The sequence below is a fragment of the Isobaculum melis genome (assembly GCF_900111355.1).
GTDB lineage: Bacteria > Bacillota > Bacilli > Lactobacillales > Carnobacteriaceae > Isobaculum > Isobaculum melis.
In genome coordinates, this window is sequence record NZ_FOHA01000020.1 from 1 (window position 1) to 15,054 (window position 15,054).

Annotated in this window: 17 protein-coding genes and 1 rRNA gene; 2 read left to right on the plus strand and 16 right to left on the minus strand. The window is 34.8% G+C overall.

The window, feature by feature from the left end:
* The 4 genes from BMW29_RS11765 to BMW29_RS11780 form a co-directional block, all read right to left on the minus strand.
* Positions 1-184: ribosomal RNA gene (locus tag BMW29_RS11765) — 16S ribosomal RNA — on the minus strand; the annotation flags it as partial.
* A gap of 403 nt (positions 185-587) precedes the next feature.
* On the minus strand, positions 588-1,277 hold the full coding sequence (locus BMW29_RS11770) for an O-methyltransferase (RefSeq protein ID WP_092653622.1): 690 nt from the start codon (positions 1,275-1,277) through the stop codon (positions 588-590).
* Positions 1,268-1,777, minus strand: coding sequence for a shikimate kinase (locus BMW29_RS11775; protein ID WP_092653624.1), 510 nt, complete (start codon positions 1,775-1,777; stop codon positions 1,268-1,270). Before BMW29_RS11775 ends, BMW29_RS11770 begins: the two co-directional genes overlap by 10 nt.
* Positions 1,774-2,052 (minus strand): chorismate mutase, encoded by a 279-nt coding sequence (locus BMW29_RS11780; protein ID WP_092653626.1) that lies wholly within the window; start codon positions 2,050-2,052, stop codon positions 1,774-1,776. The genes BMW29_RS11775 and BMW29_RS11780 overlap by 4 nt, the downstream gene beginning before the upstream one ends.
* Positions 2,053-2,279: 227 nt before the next feature.
* On the opposite strand from BMW29_RS11780, the gene cbpA reads away from it, so the two are divergent.
* The gene (gene cbpA / locus BMW29_RS11785) at positions 2,280-2,918 is read left to right on the plus strand and encodes a cyclic di-AMP binding protein CbpA (RefSeq protein WP_092653628.1); all 639 of its coding nucleotides are present in this window, start codon (positions 2,280-2,282) and stop codon (positions 2,916-2,918) included.
* Between the two features lie 31 nt (positions 2,919-2,949).
* Here cbpA and BMW29_RS11790 read toward each other — a convergent pair whose 3' ends face one another.
* The 12 genes from BMW29_RS11790 to BMW29_RS11845 form a co-directional block, all read right to left on the minus strand.
* Positions 2,950-3,441: a QueT transporter family protein gene (locus tag BMW29_RS11790; protein WP_092653630.1), complete on the minus strand. Its 492-nt coding sequence runs from the start codon at positions 3,439-3,441 to the stop codon at positions 2,950-2,952.
* A 167-nt stretch (positions 3,442-3,608) separates the two neighbouring features.
* Complete coding sequence (locus tag BMW29_RS11795) at positions 3,609-3,857, minus strand: CsbD family protein (protein ID WP_092653632.1); 249 nt, start codon at positions 3,855-3,857, stop codon at positions 3,609-3,611.
* Positions 3,858-3,966: 109 nt separating this feature from the next.
* The gene (locus BMW29_RS11800) at positions 3,967-4,320 is read right to left on the minus strand and encodes a type II toxin-antitoxin system PemK/MazF family toxin (protein ID WP_092653634.1); all 354 of its coding nucleotides are present in this window, start codon (positions 4,318-4,320) and stop codon (positions 3,967-3,969) included.
* Positions 4,321-4,450: 130 nt separating this feature from the next.
* Complete coding sequence (alr, locus tag BMW29_RS11805) at positions 4,451-5,569, minus strand: alanine racemase (protein WP_092653636.1); 1,119 nt, start codon at positions 5,567-5,569, stop codon at positions 4,451-4,453.
* 16 nt (positions 5,570-5,585) lie between these two features.
* Positions 5,586-5,945 carry a holo-ACP synthase gene (gene acpS / locus BMW29_RS11810; protein ID WP_092653638.1) on the minus strand — a complete coding sequence of 120 codons (360 nt, stop codon included), beginning with the start codon at positions 5,943-5,945 and terminating at the stop codon, positions 5,586-5,588.
* A 204-nt stretch (positions 5,946-6,149) separates the two neighbouring features.
* Positions 6,150-7,745 (minus strand): degradosome RNA helicase CshA, encoded by a 1,596-nt coding sequence (gene cshA / locus BMW29_RS11815; RefSeq protein ID WP_092653640.1) that lies wholly within the window; start codon positions 7,743-7,745, stop codon positions 6,150-6,152.
* Between the two features lie 432 nt (positions 7,746-8,177).
* Positions 8,178-8,885 (minus strand): Bax inhibitor-1/YccA family protein, encoded by a 708-nt coding sequence (locus tag BMW29_RS11820; protein ID WP_092653642.1) that lies wholly within the window; start codon positions 8,883-8,885, stop codon positions 8,178-8,180.
* Positions 8,886-8,961: 76 nt separating this feature from the next.
* On the minus strand, positions 8,962-10,344 hold the full coding sequence (locus tag BMW29_RS11825) for a UDP-N-acetylmuramoyl-tripeptide--D-alanyl-D-alanine ligase (protein WP_092653644.1): 1,383 nt from the start codon (positions 10,342-10,344) through the stop codon (positions 8,962-8,964).
* An 87-nt stretch (positions 10,345-10,431) separates the two neighbouring features.
* The gene (locus BMW29_RS11830; RefSeq protein WP_092653646.1) at positions 10,432-11,520 is read right to left on the minus strand and encodes a D-alanine--D-alanine ligase; all 1,089 of its coding nucleotides are present in this window, start codon (positions 11,518-11,520) and stop codon (positions 10,432-10,434) included.
* Between the two features lie 453 nt (positions 11,521-11,973).
* The gene (htpX, locus tag BMW29_RS11835) at positions 11,974-12,876 is read right to left on the minus strand and encodes a zinc metalloprotease HtpX (RefSeq protein ID WP_092653648.1); all 903 of its coding nucleotides are present in this window, start codon (positions 12,874-12,876) and stop codon (positions 11,974-11,976) included.
* Between the two features lie 93 nt (positions 12,877-12,969).
* Complete coding sequence (locus BMW29_RS11840) at positions 12,970-13,530, minus strand: LemA family protein (RefSeq protein WP_092653650.1); 561 nt, start codon at positions 13,528-13,530, stop codon at positions 12,970-12,972.
* A 94-nt stretch (positions 13,531-13,624) separates the two neighbouring features.
* Positions 13,625-14,098: a Dps family protein gene (locus BMW29_RS11845; RefSeq protein ID WP_092653652.1), complete on the minus strand. Its 474-nt coding sequence runs from the start codon at positions 14,096-14,098 to the stop codon at positions 13,625-13,627.
* Between the two features lie 158 nt (positions 14,099-14,256).
* On the opposite strand from BMW29_RS11845, the gene BMW29_RS11850 reads away from it, so the two are divergent.
* The gene (locus BMW29_RS11850) at positions 14,257-15,042 is read left to right on the plus strand and encodes an SMI1/KNR4 family protein (protein WP_177165772.1); all 786 of its coding nucleotides are present in this window, start codon (positions 14,257-14,259) and stop codon (positions 15,040-15,042) included.
* Positions 15,043-15,054: the final 12 nt, after the last annotated feature.

A 15,054-nucleotide genomic window follows, 5' to 3' on the forward strand; every position in this document is an offset into this window, starting at 1 on the left:
GTATTAGCAATCGTTTCCGACTGTTATCCCCCTCTTATGGGCAGGTTACCCACGTGTTACTCACCCGTCCGCCACTCCTCTTTTCAATTGAATGCAAGCATTCGGGAGAAAAGAAGCGTTCGACTTGCATGTATTAGGCACGCCGCCAGCGTTCGTCCTGAGCCAGGATCAAACTCTCATAAAAGTATCGTTCAAACCCGAAGGTTTAAAGTCATTTTTATAATGTGCTTGTAGCTCATTATTTTTGAATTGCTAGCGAATTTTATTCACTAATGTTGTTTGTTTTAACCTTGTTAAAACAACCTACACATTTGGTTCGTCTTACTTTGTTCAGTTTTCAAAGGTCTAATTTGTTGCCGTTTCGACAACTTCTAAATAGTATCATTTATAATAAGTTTTGTCAACAAATTTTTAATTTTTTTTAAACGTTTGTTGAGGCTTATTAATGTCGATAACGACATGTATAAATATACCAACTTCCTGAGTTTACGTCAAGTGCTTTTTTAACAAAAAATGAACACAAACCATTTTTTATTTAAAATGGCTATTTGTATTCATTTTTTGTTTGAATAAGTAATAAAAATGACTTAATCTAATACAATTTCAATCTCTTCTTTTTTTTCAATCATTAATAAACCATCACCTAGTGGTAGCAAGCTAGAATCTAATGCTGGATGATGCATGGTCACTTCCAGAAAAGCATTTAACTTTTTATGAATCGCGCGATTTCTTTTAGGAATTTCCTCTTTTGGTTGAAAAATCGTTCCTCCTTGCAATACATCATCTACAATTAATAGGCCACCTACTTTTAATAATCGAACACATTCTGGTAAGAAATCATAGTACTTTGATTTGGCGCTGTCCATAAAAATGACATCATAAGGACCAGTTAGTGTAGGTAAGATTTCTGAAGCTTGCCCTTCTAATAAAGTAATTTTATCAGTTAAGCCTAAGCGTTCATAATTTTTTTTAGCCTTCTTAATCATGACATCAAAGCGATCAATCGTTGTCACATGTCCATTTTCGCCAACATGTTGGGCCATTAAACTAGATGAGAAGCCGATTGCAGCTCCTATTTCAAGTATTTCTTTGGGTTTAATCTGACTCAATAAGAGATTAAGAAATTTAACTGTTTCATGAGGGATAATTGGGATTCCTAATGCATTCGCTTCTCTTTCTATTTCTCCTAATAAACCAGGTAAAGGTTCTTGATTTCTCATAAATGTGAGCACATCTGTATTTACAACAGGTCTATGCATCATCTCGTTTAACGCCATTTTTGTTCAGCTCCTATTTTAAGTAATTTTGGTAGCGCATCTTTCAAGCTGCCAGAATTATCAAATGTTATATCCGCTACTTGTTGATAAATTGGTAATCTTTCTTCATATAATTGAACAAATTTTTCTGTTCCTTCTGCTAATAATGGTCGCCCAATAGGATTCAGGTCTTTCAATATATCTGGGACACTTCTATTTAACCAAATACAAATACCATTTTCTTTTAAGTTGGTAACATTGCTCTTAGCTAAAATAGAACCCCCACCAGTAGCAATCACGATTCCTTTTCTTTGACTATACTTTTGAATGACATTTTGCTCGCATTCTCTAAAATATGCTTCTCCCTTTTCAAACAGCGCGGCAATTGTTTGCTGGTATTCAGCTACAATCGCCTCATCAATATCCACAAAAGGACAATTTAACTCTTTACTAAGAGCTCTACCCATTGTTGTTTTTCCAGAGCCCATCATGCCAATTAAGACTAGATTTTGATTTTTCATAAGCCTGTACCTTTTTCCATGCTCGCTTTTTGCTGCTCTTTACTAACTTTTAGAAGGTACTGGAAAATTTCCTCAATAGCTCCTGTATAAGTTGAATCTTCAACTTTTAATGCCACTTGTGCCAATAAGTTTGCTTCTCTAGCTTTATCAAAAATAGGAAGTTGGTTTTCTTTTTTGATAACAGCAACTTCTTCTACTACCTTTAATCTCATTTCTAACAATTGAACAAGCTTTTGATCAATTGCATCAATTTGCGCTCTTTGTTTTGCTAACATTTGTTTGCCTCATTCCTAAATAACCATTTGCTTTGATCATATCTGAATTTCTCCAGACATACCTTAGCTATTATATAATTTTGTAAAAGAAAAAACAAACAGTGAATCAGCTTACTTCTTCTTGTAATTTATTCTCTAAAACATTGCAACCACATGTTTTCATATGGTATTATCAATGCAAGCGAAGTATTTGTGCTTATTTCATAAAAAAAGGGGGCTTTATCTGAATGCTTATTAAATCATTATGTATTCCAAAGAAATCTTTAACAACTATTAAAGAAACCGCTACACTGCAAGAAGCAATTGATATTCTTGAAAAATCGGGCTATCGTTGTGTGCCTATTTTGGATGAAACTGGAAAAATTTTCCGTGGCAATATTTACAAAATGCATATCTATCGTCATCAAGCAAGCGGTGGAGATATGAATTTACCTGTAACGACACTACTTAAGAATGCAACAAAATATATTTCTGTTGAATCTTCTTTCTTTAAAGTGTTCTTTACAATTAAGGAGTTACCATATATCGCTGTTTTAGATGAAGACAATCGTTTTTATGGTATTTTGACTCATAGTAAATTATTAAATATGTTAGAGCAATCTTGGAATGTAGATATTGGGAGCTATGTGTTAACGATTGCTTCAACAGGTCAAAAAGGTGACTTAGCAACGATGACTAAGATTATCAGTAAATACTCAAGTATTGCAAGCTGTATTACACTTGATATTTCTAGAGAAGATTGGGTACGCCGCACAATGGTTACTTTACCTGCCGGTGTTACAAAAGAAAATTTAGATGACATTGTGGCGCATTTAGAGCGTAAAAGTTTTAAAGTAGTCGAAGTTGAAGATTTAAATCAACAATAAGAAAAAGTTTCCGAAGCATCGGAAACTTTTTTTATTCTTCAATTATTTTATTAAAATGGACTGATTTGTCTACATACAGCATTAATGGAATTGCAAGTCCCATAACCACAATCTCACCTACTGCGACAAAGAAGTAACTTGCCCAAAATGGCGCTTCAAATGCAATCACTAATTCCCAGGCAACTAAGAATGAACATAATGCAAATGATAACATGTTAATCACCATTTTTACTGGCACTGATTGAACATATTTTGTTGCAATCATTGTGAGACTTAATGCTAGAACTGAGTGTGCGACACCAAATACCAAATCAATCGGTCCTAAATCAGAAAATAGTAAGTTGGCTATAAACACCCCACCTACAATCCCATAAAAATATTTTTTATTGAAAACGACTAAGTGATTAAACATTTCTGGAACTCTAAATTGTACTTGGCCAAAAGCTAGCGGCTTAATTAACAGTGTTATAACAATATAAAGTGCTGCAACAAGAGCGTTAATCACCATTTTTTTACCTTTCATTTCTTCTCCTCCTCCTAGTTTTTTTTCGTGGGATGGTATGAATGAACCACGGGTCACTGAATAAACAATGCCAGCAACCATTGTAACCAATAAAGCCACTTTTCTCAAGAACTTTCTTAAATAATATAAAAAAAGCATCTATCAAAAAATGATAGATGCTTCAATATTTATTTTTTGTTTTTTAATTCATCAATTTTATCATTTGCTTTTCCAATGACTTTATCTTTGGTTTCATGAGCTTTATCTGAAAATTCATCCGCTTTATCGTGAACCTTTTTTTCAGCATCCGCTTTACCAACTTGCGTTTTCCCCTTTAATTCTAGTTCTTCATTATGAAATACTTTGCCCACGCCTTCTTTAACTTCCCCAGCTACTTTGTCTTTTACATTTTCTAGCTTTTCTTTAAAATCTGTCATGACAAATTCCCCCTTAATTTTTAACTAAAAGTTTTACTAAGTATATTTTAACATGACTTTGATTAAATGACATGAAATTAGACTCGTAGCTCTTCAAAAAGCAGGCGTATTATCTGTGGGGCATGACTAAGCCAAGGCTGATTGCTATGCCATGATCAACTTTTTGCATTTGCTTAACATCCAGGTTTGTAATTCGATCCCTTAACCGTTGTTTATCAATCGTTCTAATTTGCTCTAATAAAATAACAGAATTTTTTTCTAACCCACTGCTTTCAGCACTAATTTCAATATGTGTCGGCATTTTCGCTTTTTGAATTCTAGCTGTAATCGCAGCGACAATAACAGTTGGACTGTAATGATTGCCAATATTATTTTGTATAATTAATACTGGTCTCATTCCCCCTTGCTCCGATCCAATTACTGGCGAAAGATCCGCAAAATATATTTCCCCACGTTTTATCATAGGTTTTCCTCCTACTTTAACATCACTTATAAATTTTTTTCACACTCGTTTTAATATCCCATATTTTTTTATGACTTCATAATGAATGTTTTAAATTTACAATTCACGTTAATCCCTTATTTTTTTATTTTTAACAATAGATTCTAGGTACTCGATAACTTAAACCACAAACAACTTCATAATGAATGGTCGACAATTGATTCGCAATGCTTTGGACAGTAATCTCATGTTCCCCTTCTTTACCAATCAGGGTTACTTCTGTCCCTATTGGTACCGGTTCATCTAAGCGAATCATACATTGATCCATACAAATTCTACCAACAATTTCTGCTTTCTTACCATTAACTAAAACAGACATTCCTTGTAATTGCCTTAACCAACCATCTGCATAACCAATAGGTAAGGTAGCAATCCATTCTCCTTCAGATGCTTCATAAGTTGCGCCATAACTGATTCTATCCCCTTGGTGCATTTGTTTGATATGAACAACTTCCGTAACCAATTTAAGCGCTGGCCTTAATGGATAAGGTGCTTTTAAAGCTTCTCCCGAAGGATTCAATCCATACATTGCAACACCAAATCTCACTAGATTAGACTGCGTTTCTTGATGCCATAAGGCTGTTGCTGAATTGGCAGTATGCACATATTTTGGTTTGCTTTCTACACTCGCTAGTAGCTCATTAAAGGTTGCCACTTGTTGATTAAAGTAGGTTGTATTTTCTTGATCTGCTGTTGCAAAATGTGTAAAGATTCCTTCGAAATTTAGATGTGTTGCTTTTTTTAGAAGCGTTTCTGCTTCTTTGATTGCTTCTTTACTTGTGAAGCCAATTCTTCCCATCCCACTATCAACTGCTAGATGGATATTTAAAGGTTGTTTAATAGGTGTATCTGCTAATTTTTCTTGTGCTTGTGCTAACCATGAAATGGAACTAGCTGTCACTGAAATATTTTTTTCAGCCAAAATGGCTACATAACGGATATCAACTAAACCCAAAATAAAAATAGGCTCTTTAAAACCTGCTTCTCTTAACTCTAACGCCTCATCAATGATTGCAACACAAAAACCGCTAGCCCCCGCATCTTTAGCAATTTCTGCGACTGCGACTGCACCATGCCCATAAGCATTTGCTTTTACGACTGCAAATAATTCTTCATTTGGTGAAAGCCTTTCAAGTTCATTTTGAATATTGTCAAAAATCGCTTCTTTTTCTATCATCGCTACTGTATGTCTATGTAAACCCGATATCATGAAATCTCCCCCTAATTTATTCTGATATTTTTTCAAGTATGACTTGTGCTGCTGCAACCTGCCCCGTATGTGTAATGGAAACAAAGGTTTGAAAGTCGGTTGGTGATTTTGTTACTATTGGTTTCCCCTTTGCATCATTTAAAATTTCAATATCTTGAAATGATACTTGCCCCAATCCAGTTCCATAGGCTTTTGCAAAAGCTTCTTTGGCTGCAAAACGCCCAGCTAAGAATTCTATTTGACGATTTCCAGTTAACTGATCATATCTTTCTTTTTCCGCTGCGGTCAGTACTCTTGCTACAAATTTTGGTTGTTTGTTTGCGGCTTTTTCAATTCGTATTAAATCTACAATATCCAATCCTATTCCAATAATCATTCAGTTCCTCCTTTGATTAAAGTCCCCCCAATTTAATTGCACCACAACATTTATTTTTCATAATAACTATTTTTACCATATTTATTCAGTTGAAGTCCACTAATAAGATTGATTATTTACTTTTTGACAATATTCTCTTTTAATATAACATAAACAATAAAAAAGTCATAGGCAGTTAGATAACTACCTATAACTTTTGGATGATTAATCTTCTGATTTATGGATGGTAAAACTTCTACCTTTTCCTTCACCATTTCCGCTACGACGGTTGTCAGATTTTGCACCACGTTTATTTTGTTTTGCATAATCTCCGTGGCGGTTATCTCCACTACGTTTGTTATCTTTATTGAAGTTTCCGCGACGTTTATCACCGAATGATTTTCCACCACCACTGCCTCCGCGACGATCATTTCCACGACGATCTCCACCACGATTACGATTTCCACCGCCACTACGACCTCCACCGCCACCCATCTTGCGACTTGGTAATGGACGTTCTGGTGTAATTTTTACTGGTACTTCAGATGCATCTTTTGAAATCATTTTTAAAAGAGCTGCAGCAATATCATTGGCATTATAAGCTTCTAATAGTTTTTCTGCTGATTCTTCATATTGAGTTAAATCACCTGAATCAATTGTTTCACCAATTTGTTCAATAGCTGCTTTAATTTGACCTTGTAAAGCTTCTGCTCCTGTTGGTGGACGCAAAGGTGTCATTTTTTTCTTCGTTAATTCTTCAATAACACGCAAGTAACCCATTTCGTTTGGTGTAATAAAGGTTACTGACATTCCTTCTTTACCAGCACGACCTGTACGACCAATACGGTGAACATAGCTTTCTGGATCTTGTGGAATATCATAGTTATAAACATGTGTCACACCTGAAATATCTAAACCACGTGCAGCAACATCTGTTGCCACTAAAATATCTAGTTTACCTGATTTAAATGCTTTCAATACACTCATACGTTTTTGTTGTGATAAATCGCCATGAATTCCTTCAGCTTTATAACCACGCATTTCCAAACCGCGTGATAACTCATCTACACGGCGTTTTGTACGGCCAAAAACAATTGTAAGTTCTGGTGTTTGTACGTCCAATAAACGAGTCATGACATCGAATTTTTCAAAGTCTTTACAACGAACAAAGAATTGCTCAATTAAGCTAGCTGTCATCTCAGCTGCTTTTACCTTAACATGCTCAGGATTATTCATGAATTTTACACCAATACGTTTAATTGCTGGTGGCATTGTTGCAGAGAATAAAAGTGTTTGTCTTTCACTTGGTACTTCTTTAATAATTTTTTCAATATCATCTAAGAAGCCCATATTTAACATTTCATCTGCTTCATCTAAAACTAAGGTTTCTACATTTGCTAATTTTAATGTGCGACGGTTGATATGATCTAGTAAACGACCGGGTGTCCCAACGACAATATGTGGTTGGTCCTTTAATGCTCTAATTTGACGGCTGATATCTGCGCCACCATAAACAACTTGTACACGCACTTTTTTATCTCTGCTCAAACGGAATAATTCTTCCTGTGTTTGAATAGCAAGCTCACGTGTCGGTGCTACTACTAGCCCTTGTACTGAGCGATTGTTTAAATCAATTTTTTGTAACATTGGTAAACCAAAAGCAGCTGTTTTACCAGTCCCTGTTTGTGCTTGACCAATCACATCTTTTCCTTCCAATGCTAAAGGAATTGTTTCCCCTTGGATTGGTGTTGCTTCCTCAAAGCCTAAACGTTCTACTGATTTTAATAATTCGGGTACTAAGCCCAATTCTGAAAATTTCAAAAATATTTCCTCCCATTTCAAAAGCTGAAGAGAGTTTTTTGCGAAAATGCAAAGATTAAAATGCATTATTTCATTCTAGTCTTTGGCGCTAAATATTAAATCTTAATGACTGATCCACTAAATGGTGCACTAAGTTATCAATGTTCATATGAAAAGCCTGGACATATTTTCCAAGCTCTCTTGTCATCTATTCACAAAACCCTCGATGGCTTCATTTTTTTATATCTTAACCATTCTATCATGCTTATCATATGTTTTCAATTAGTTTTCATTATTCTTAAAATGAACACGTTTTCTTGATAGGAGTCATGAGACATGATTCATAGATTGTTTAGCGCCACCTAGAATCATACTATTTAAATTCCAGCATCATTTGTAGCAACAAAAAAACTGTCAAAAACGATGTTTAGTTTTTGACAGCCACTTTATTCTTTAATTTCTTTTTCCAAAAATACGTAATACTGCTAAGAAAATATTAATAAAATCTAAATATAATTCTAAAGCACATAAAATCATCAATGAACCAATTCCTGCTGAATCTGCATAGTGTTGGTAAATATATTTAATTTTTTGTGTGTCATATGCAGTTAAAATAGAGAAGATAATTACTGTAACAATTGAAATCATCATGCTGACACCTTCACTTTGGAAGATAAAGGCATTGACAAAAACGGTCACGATTAAGCCGATTAGGGCACTTAATGCACCACGACCAATTGGCGATAAATCTTTTTTGACTGTTACACCAATCACACTTAACACACCAAACATTGCTGCCGTTGAGATGAAGGCTGCCATTACACTCTCACCCGTATAGAGAGAAGTAATCAAGCCTAAGGTTAAACCACTTACGACTGAATAAAGGATAAACAATACGGTTGAAGCTGCTGTGCTTCGGATACGATTTTCTTTAAATCTTAAAGAAACAACCAGTAATAATTCGATTCCAATCAGGATCAATACTGAATAAGGCACTTCATATAGGAACTCATAAAACATATCTGAAATAATTGTATCAGAGTAAATTGCTAGGTATGCAGATGCAGCACTCATTAATAAGCCTAATGTCATATAACCATAAATTGCTGCATAAAATTTAGGTAATCCTTCTGTTCTGTCTATCTGTTTATATTCTTGCATTATAAAAGCCTCCAGTGACAATCGTTATTTTTTCCTATTATATCAAACTTTTTTTCTTTGTATAGTCTTTTCTGTCTTAGTCTGTTTGCTTGATTGCTTCAATGACTTCTCCTAAGCCAGTACCATTACTTGCTTTTACTAAGATTTGATCTTCTTTTTTAATGGTTGCTTTTAATGCTTCAATCAACGCCGCTTTATCTGTTGAATAGTAATGTAGCTTTTCTGGTGCATAACAAGAAGTTAGCTTGTTAGATAGCTTTTCCATTTCTGGTCCAAATAAGAATACTTCTGAAATGTGCTCAGGATTTAGATGTGCTGCTACACTTTCATGTAAGGAAGTAGACAACTCGCCTAATTCTAACATATCTCCTAAAACGACTAGCTTTCTTCCGTTTAATTCAAGTGCACTAAAGCTATCTAAAACTGCATTCATAGCTGTAGGATTTGCATTATAAGCATCATTTAGAATCTGGCTGTCATTCATTCCAGGAATCCATTCTGTTCTACTCTTAGTTAAGCCAAAGGTTGCAAGTTTTTCCACAGCATCTGTTACAGGCACAGCTAATTGTTTTCCTACCATTAAAGCTGCTAGTGCGTTATTTACATTGTATTGGCCAATTACTGGAATTTTACAGCTTAATTCTGGAGCTAGATTCATTGTAAAATGGGTTTCTTTCATTTGCGTTTCAGTAGTTAATACATGGATATCATTTAGAGGACTTTGTCCAAAAGTACAATAATTGATTGGCATAATTTTTTGTATTTCAGCCTGTAATAAAGGTTCTTCACCAGGAATAATGAGGACTCCCTCGGGTTTTAAGCCTTTCACAATCTCCATTTTTGTTTGTGCAATTTTTTCACGACTGCCGAAGTACTCAATATGTGCTTCCCCAATCATTGTAATGACAGCAATATCTGGTTTAGCAATGAGTGATAATTCTGCTATTTCCCCTGGATGGTTCATACCCATTTCTAAAATTGCGACTTCTGTATCCTCCGGCATCTCTAAAATAGTTATTGGTAAGCCAATCTGATTATTAAAGTTACCTTGTGTTTTATGCACCTTATATTTAGCTGAAACAACTGCTTCAGTCATATCTTTTGTCGTTGTTTTACCATTACTACCTGTGATTCCCACTACTTTTGGTTGAATCAGAGCTAAATAGTAGCTCGCTAAATCTTGTAAGGCTTGTAAAGTATCCTCAACTTGAATAACAGGAAAATCTTTAGGTGCTTCTGCTAATGGTCTGCTCCAAAAGCTAGCGGTTGCCCCGCTCTTCATTGCATCTGCTAAATAATCATGGCCATCTGCATTGCCTTGAAGCGGAACAAATAAGCTCCCAACTTCAATTTTTCTTGTGTCAAAAGCGACTTTGGAAACGGATAATGTGCCCCAATCCCCTAATTCATTTTTCCCTTGAACTGCTTTTGCAATTTCATTTAATGTTAATGCCTTCATTTAAGAATCCTCCAGTTAAGCTTAAGATAAGAAAAAAACCGCTTTGCAACGGTTTCTTCGGACGTATCTGAAAACAACAGTGGCGTCCTAACGTTCAGTGATAAAGCTTTGCTTTTCTTCAAAGCGTTTAATCGCTAATTGAATCAATTCTTCCACTAAATCGCTATAATTTAAACCAGTGTTTTCCCATAATAAAGGATACATACTAAATTCTGTAAAACCTGGCATGGTGTTTACTTCATTAATGAAGATTTCATGATCATCAGTCACAAAGAAATCACATCTCGTTAAGCCACTACCATCAATCGCTTTAAATGCTGTTGCAGCATATTCGCGTAATTGCGTTTGTACCTCTTCAGGCAATAAAGCAGGAATTTGCATGGTTACTTTGTTATCAAGATATTTTGATTGATAGTCATAAAATTCATTTGTTGCTTTCACAATTTCTCCTGGAACAGAGGTATGAACATCATCATTACCTAAAACAGCCACTTCTACTTCTCTTGCTTCAACGCCTTGTTCTACTAAAACACGACGGTCATATTTCAAGGCTGTTTCAATTGCAGCAATTAATTCTTCTTGGTTCATTGCTTTAGAAATCCCTACACTTGAGCCTAAGTTTGCTGGTTTAATAAACATTGGATAGTCCAATATTTCATCACATTTCGCTAAGACTTTTTCTTCATCTCTTAACCAGTCTGTTTTAATAATTGGAATAAAGGGTACTTGTGGCAGTCCTGCTTGAGTGAATAAATGTTTGCTAATGATTTTATCCATCCCACATGCACTAGCAAGTACACCTGCACCAACATAAGGCATATCCAAGATTTCAAAGAGACCTTGAATGGTGCCATCTTCTCCATTTGGTCCATGTAAAACAGGGAAAATAACCGCATCTTTTTCTTTAATCTCTGCAATTGTAATGGGAACACCTGTTGAAACAGCGCCTTCTTTGATGGCAAGTGCCGCTTCTTCTCCAGCAGTTAAATGTAGTGCTTCAAGATGAGTTGGTGGTGCATCTAAGGTCAATCCCTTTAACCAGGCACCCTCTTTTGTAATATAGACAGGAACAACTTCATAGTATTTATAATAAACTTCTTTCATAATTGAATAGGCTGTTAAAATGGAAATATCATGCTCTGCACTTTTTCCACCATAAATTAAAAATATTTTCATGTTTGTTTCCTCCAAATAGGTTATCGTCGTTTGATAGCTATTTCTTTTGTTCGGTTTATTTCCTCGAAACTCTTAATTATTTTAACATAAATTTAATCTATTTGAAATAAAAAAAATAAGATAGACTATGTTGTTTATTTTCACAATGCTGATGATTTATCCAGCTAATGCCTTATTCTTATTTACTCAATCAATATGCTGATATCTGATGATGAACTGAATAGATTTTTTGATGAAAAATCATCTCCTTAAACTGTGCTTAAATATCTGACTTCTATTTTACTACAAAACGGTCAATAGTACTATTCCCAAAAAACTTATTGGGACAAAAAAATAGTTGGGACAAAACGCAAAAGTTTTATCCCAACCATATAGATTGCTTCTATAAACGGTGGCCAAAAGGCAGGTTCTTCGGAAATTTCTCAAACCTAAACGCCTTTTGTCTCAACCTTCTTACATATGCTCTAAACGTTCAATTCTTTTTTCAGTTGGTGGATGTGTCGCAAAAAGACTACCACGATTTTCTTTTTTAAAAGGATTTTCAATATATAGGGCTGCACTTGCACTATTAGCTTGTTTCATGGGTCTTTCTTGTCCAGATATTTTTTCTAAAGCTGAAATTAATCCTTCAGGGTTTCTTGTCAGCTCCACAGCAGAAGCATCTGCTAAATATTCTCTATTTCTTGAAAGCGCCATTTGAACCATTGTTGCGGCAATTGGTGCTAAAATTAATAGGACAATGGAAACAAGATATAAAATAGCTGTTGCGCCACCGCTATCTTTAGAATCACTTTTACTATTTCTTCTACCACCGCCATACCAAAGCATTCTGGTACCGATATTTCCTAGTAAAGCAATGACTGCTGCTAATGCTACAGCTATGGTTGATAAGCGAATGTCATAGTTTCGAATATGAGAAACTTCATGAGCCATGACGCCTTCTAATTCCTCTTGATTTAATTGTTCAAGTAAGCCAGTCGTTGCGGCTACCGCAGCATTTTTAGGGCTATTACCTGTGGCGAAAGCATTTGAGCTTGGGTCATTAATGATATAGATTTTAGGCATTGGAATTTGTGCCACCATTGCCATATTCTCAACTGTATCCCATAAAATAACAGCTTGTTCTCTACTCGTTATTTCTGTTGCATGGTTTAAGCCCATCACAACTTTAGTTGAATTACTAATCATTAATAGCATATAAAAGCCTGATAAAACTGCAGCAAGAATGATTCCTGTTGTGATACTATTAAAATTTGCATAACCAATTGCGGCACCAATTAACATGACCAAAACAAAAAAACTAAACATCACAAGGACTGTTTTTCGCTTATTTTTCGCAATTTGTTCATATAACATAAGTTGTCCTCCTAAACGTTTTTAAATAAAAAGTGCCACTTCAAAGTAAGACATTAAGCAAGCTGTCCTCTTACCTTGAAGTGGCCTTATTTTTTAGTTAAAGCTTACTTTTGGTACGCTCTTTTCTTCTTCTGGTGTTGTTAACATTTCAGTTTTTGTGAAATGGTGAATGCCAGCAACAATATTACTTGGGAATGATTGAATTTTTGTATTATATTTCATCACAGTATTATTATATAACTGACGTGCATAAGCAATTTTATTTTCTGTGTTGGTTAATTCATGTTGTAATTCAGTAAAGTTTTGGTTTGCTTTTAAATCTGGATAACTTTCACTTAAAGCAAAAATTGATTTTAATGAGTCTGTAATTTGGTTAGATACTTCCATTTGTGCTTGGTGATCCCCAGCTGGCATTGCAACTAACTTGTTTCTCATTTCAATAACTTCTGCTAATGTTTCTTTTTCATGTTTTGCATAACCTTTGACAGTTTCAATTAGGTTTGGAATCAAATCATTACGACGTTTTAATTGAACATCAATTTGTGCCCATGATTCTTCTACCCAGTTTCTTAGTTTAATTAAGCCGTTATAAATGCTCACATAGAACAATACAATCACGACGACAACAGCTAAAACAATTAATAATGTTGGCATAAAAGCCCTCCTCTTTATACAATCTAGTATTAGTAATATCATAACAAATAAAAACAGAAATGAGAAGTTAAATTACTCATTTCTGTTTAAAAAACTATTCGCCTTCTAAAGGATCTTGGCCAAGGAATGCTTGGAGCATCCAAATATTTTTGTCTATTTCAGTTTTATAAGCAATTAACATATCTTGTGTGACATCGTCTCCTGCTTCTCCTGTTAATTCAATACCCTCTGCAATTTCATCACGCATTGTACGGAAATCTGCTACGACTGTAGCAACCATCTCTTCTGCTGCAATTTTCTTTGTATAAGGTTTTTCTTCAATTGAAGCATGCTCTAAGTATTCTCTTAAGGTTGAGTAAGGAGCACCACCAATTGCAATTAAACGCTCTGCAATCAAATCGTTGTTTTCATCCACCATTTGGAAAATTTCTTCAAATTTTTCGTGTAAAGTATAAAATGCAGGTCCTTGTACAAACCAGTGATGTTGATGCATTTTAGTATATAATACACCGTGATTCGCCACCTGTTTATTTAATATTCCATGAACATCAATTGTTGTTTTTTGCATCTTGCTCATCCTCCTATAAATCTCTTATTGATAATTATTATAATCTAAAACGGGAAATTTGTCCATTCTAAACACTTCTTGCTTTTTTTAAAGGGAAATCTAATGCTTTAAGTTGTATTTTTGTTGCGCAATCGTTACAATATACATGTGAAATCGAGGTGAGAACTATTTACTTTATTCAAGAAACATTATTCAATCAACTGCCTATTCAGGAAGAAGAGCTTACTTTATTAAAAGAACAAATAAATCAGCCATTGCCTACTGCTTTTATACAACTACTGCAAGAACAAAATGGTGGCTATCTTAAAAACAATTGTTTACAAACAACAGAACCTACTAGAGATGGCTTGGAATATGTAAAGATTCATTATCTATTGGGAACAAAAGCAAACAATTATGCCCCAAGTCTGTTTGAGCAACAAGTAATGAGAGCTCAGTGGGAGCTTCCAGATTATTTTTTTATTTTTGCTGTTGATGAAACACAAGTTTTTGCTTTAGACTATGCCCATCTGCTAGTGGCTAAAGAGCCTAGTATTCGCTATTTAGATTTGGAAGTGATGCAATGGTTAACTGTAGCACCAACCTTTCATGATTTTTTGGCACAATTATATCAACAAGAAGATGAAGCTATTAGTGAACAAATTTTTACGTATCATCAGGCCAACTGGTACTTATTACAACGTCAATTTGAGCAGACTAAAAGAGTATTATCTGTTTTGGAAGATCATCCTGATAAAGAATGGTATTTCACATGGATCAAACAATTAGCACAATCTATTCATTTAGAAGAGCGACAATTTGCAGCAAATTTATTTTTGACACAAGTACAATTTTTCCACCCAACATTGCCTAAACAGTCAACAGCTGTTGGACAAATTTTATCGAATGACTCAGATGCCACTATCCGTGAGGAGATTCTTGCAGCACGTGAGGATTGGGCATAGCCATTTGCTATT

Coding starts and splice junctions, on each gene's coding strand:
- BMW29_RS11845 (WP_092653652.1), bottom strand. CDS start 14,098: ATGCAAAAAACAACAATTGATGTTCATGGAATATTAAATAAACAGGTG.
- alr (WP_092653636.1), bottom strand. CDS start 5,569: ATGATATCGGGTTTACATAGACATACAGTAGCGATGATAGAAAAAGAA.
- BMW29_RS11800 (WP_092653634.1), bottom strand. CDS start 4,320: ATGATAAAACGTGGGGAAATATATTTTGCGGATCTTTCGCCAGTAATT.
- htpX (WP_092653648.1), bottom strand. CDS start 12,876: ATGTTATATGAACAAATTGCGAAAAATAAGCGAAAAACAGTCCTTGTG.
- BMW29_RS11790 (WP_092653630.1), bottom strand. CDS start 3,441: ATGAAAGGTAAAAAAATGGTGATTAACGCTCTTGTTGCAGCACTTTAT.
- BMW29_RS11775 (WP_092653624.1), bottom strand. CDS start 1,777: ATGAAAAATCAAAATCTAGTCTTAATTGGCATGATGGGCTCTGGAAAA.
- cbpA (WP_092653628.1), top strand. CDS start 2,280: ATGCTTATTAAATCATTATGTATTCCAAAGAAATCTTTAACAACTATT.
- BMW29_RS11825 (WP_092653644.1), bottom strand. CDS start 10,344: ATGAAGGCATTAACATTAAATGAAATTGCAAAAGCAGTTCAAGGGAAA.
- BMW29_RS11770 (WP_092653622.1), bottom strand. CDS start 1,277: ATGGCGTTAAACGAGATGATGCATAGACCTGTTGTAAATACAGATGTG.
- BMW29_RS11830 (WP_092653646.1), bottom strand. CDS start 11,520: ATGAAAATATTTTTAATTTATGGTGGAAAAAGTGCAGAGCATGATATT.
- BMW29_RS11820 (WP_092653642.1), bottom strand. CDS start 8,885: ATGCAAGAATATAAACAGATAGACAGAACAGAAGGATTACCTAAATTT.
- BMW29_RS11780 (WP_092653626.1), bottom strand. CDS start 2,052: ATGTTAGCAAAACAAAGAGCGCAAATTGATGCAATTGATCAAAAGCTT.
- BMW29_RS11840 (WP_092653650.1), bottom strand. CDS start 13,530: ATGCCAACATTATTAATTGTTTTAGCTGTTGTCGTCGTGATTGTATTG.
- BMW29_RS11795 (WP_092653632.1), bottom strand. CDS start 3,857: ATGACAGATTTTAAAGAAAAGCTAGAAAATGTAAAAGACAAAGTAGCT.
- acpS (WP_092653638.1), bottom strand. CDS start 5,945: ATGATTATTGGAATAGGATTGGATATTGTAGATTTAATACGAATTGAA.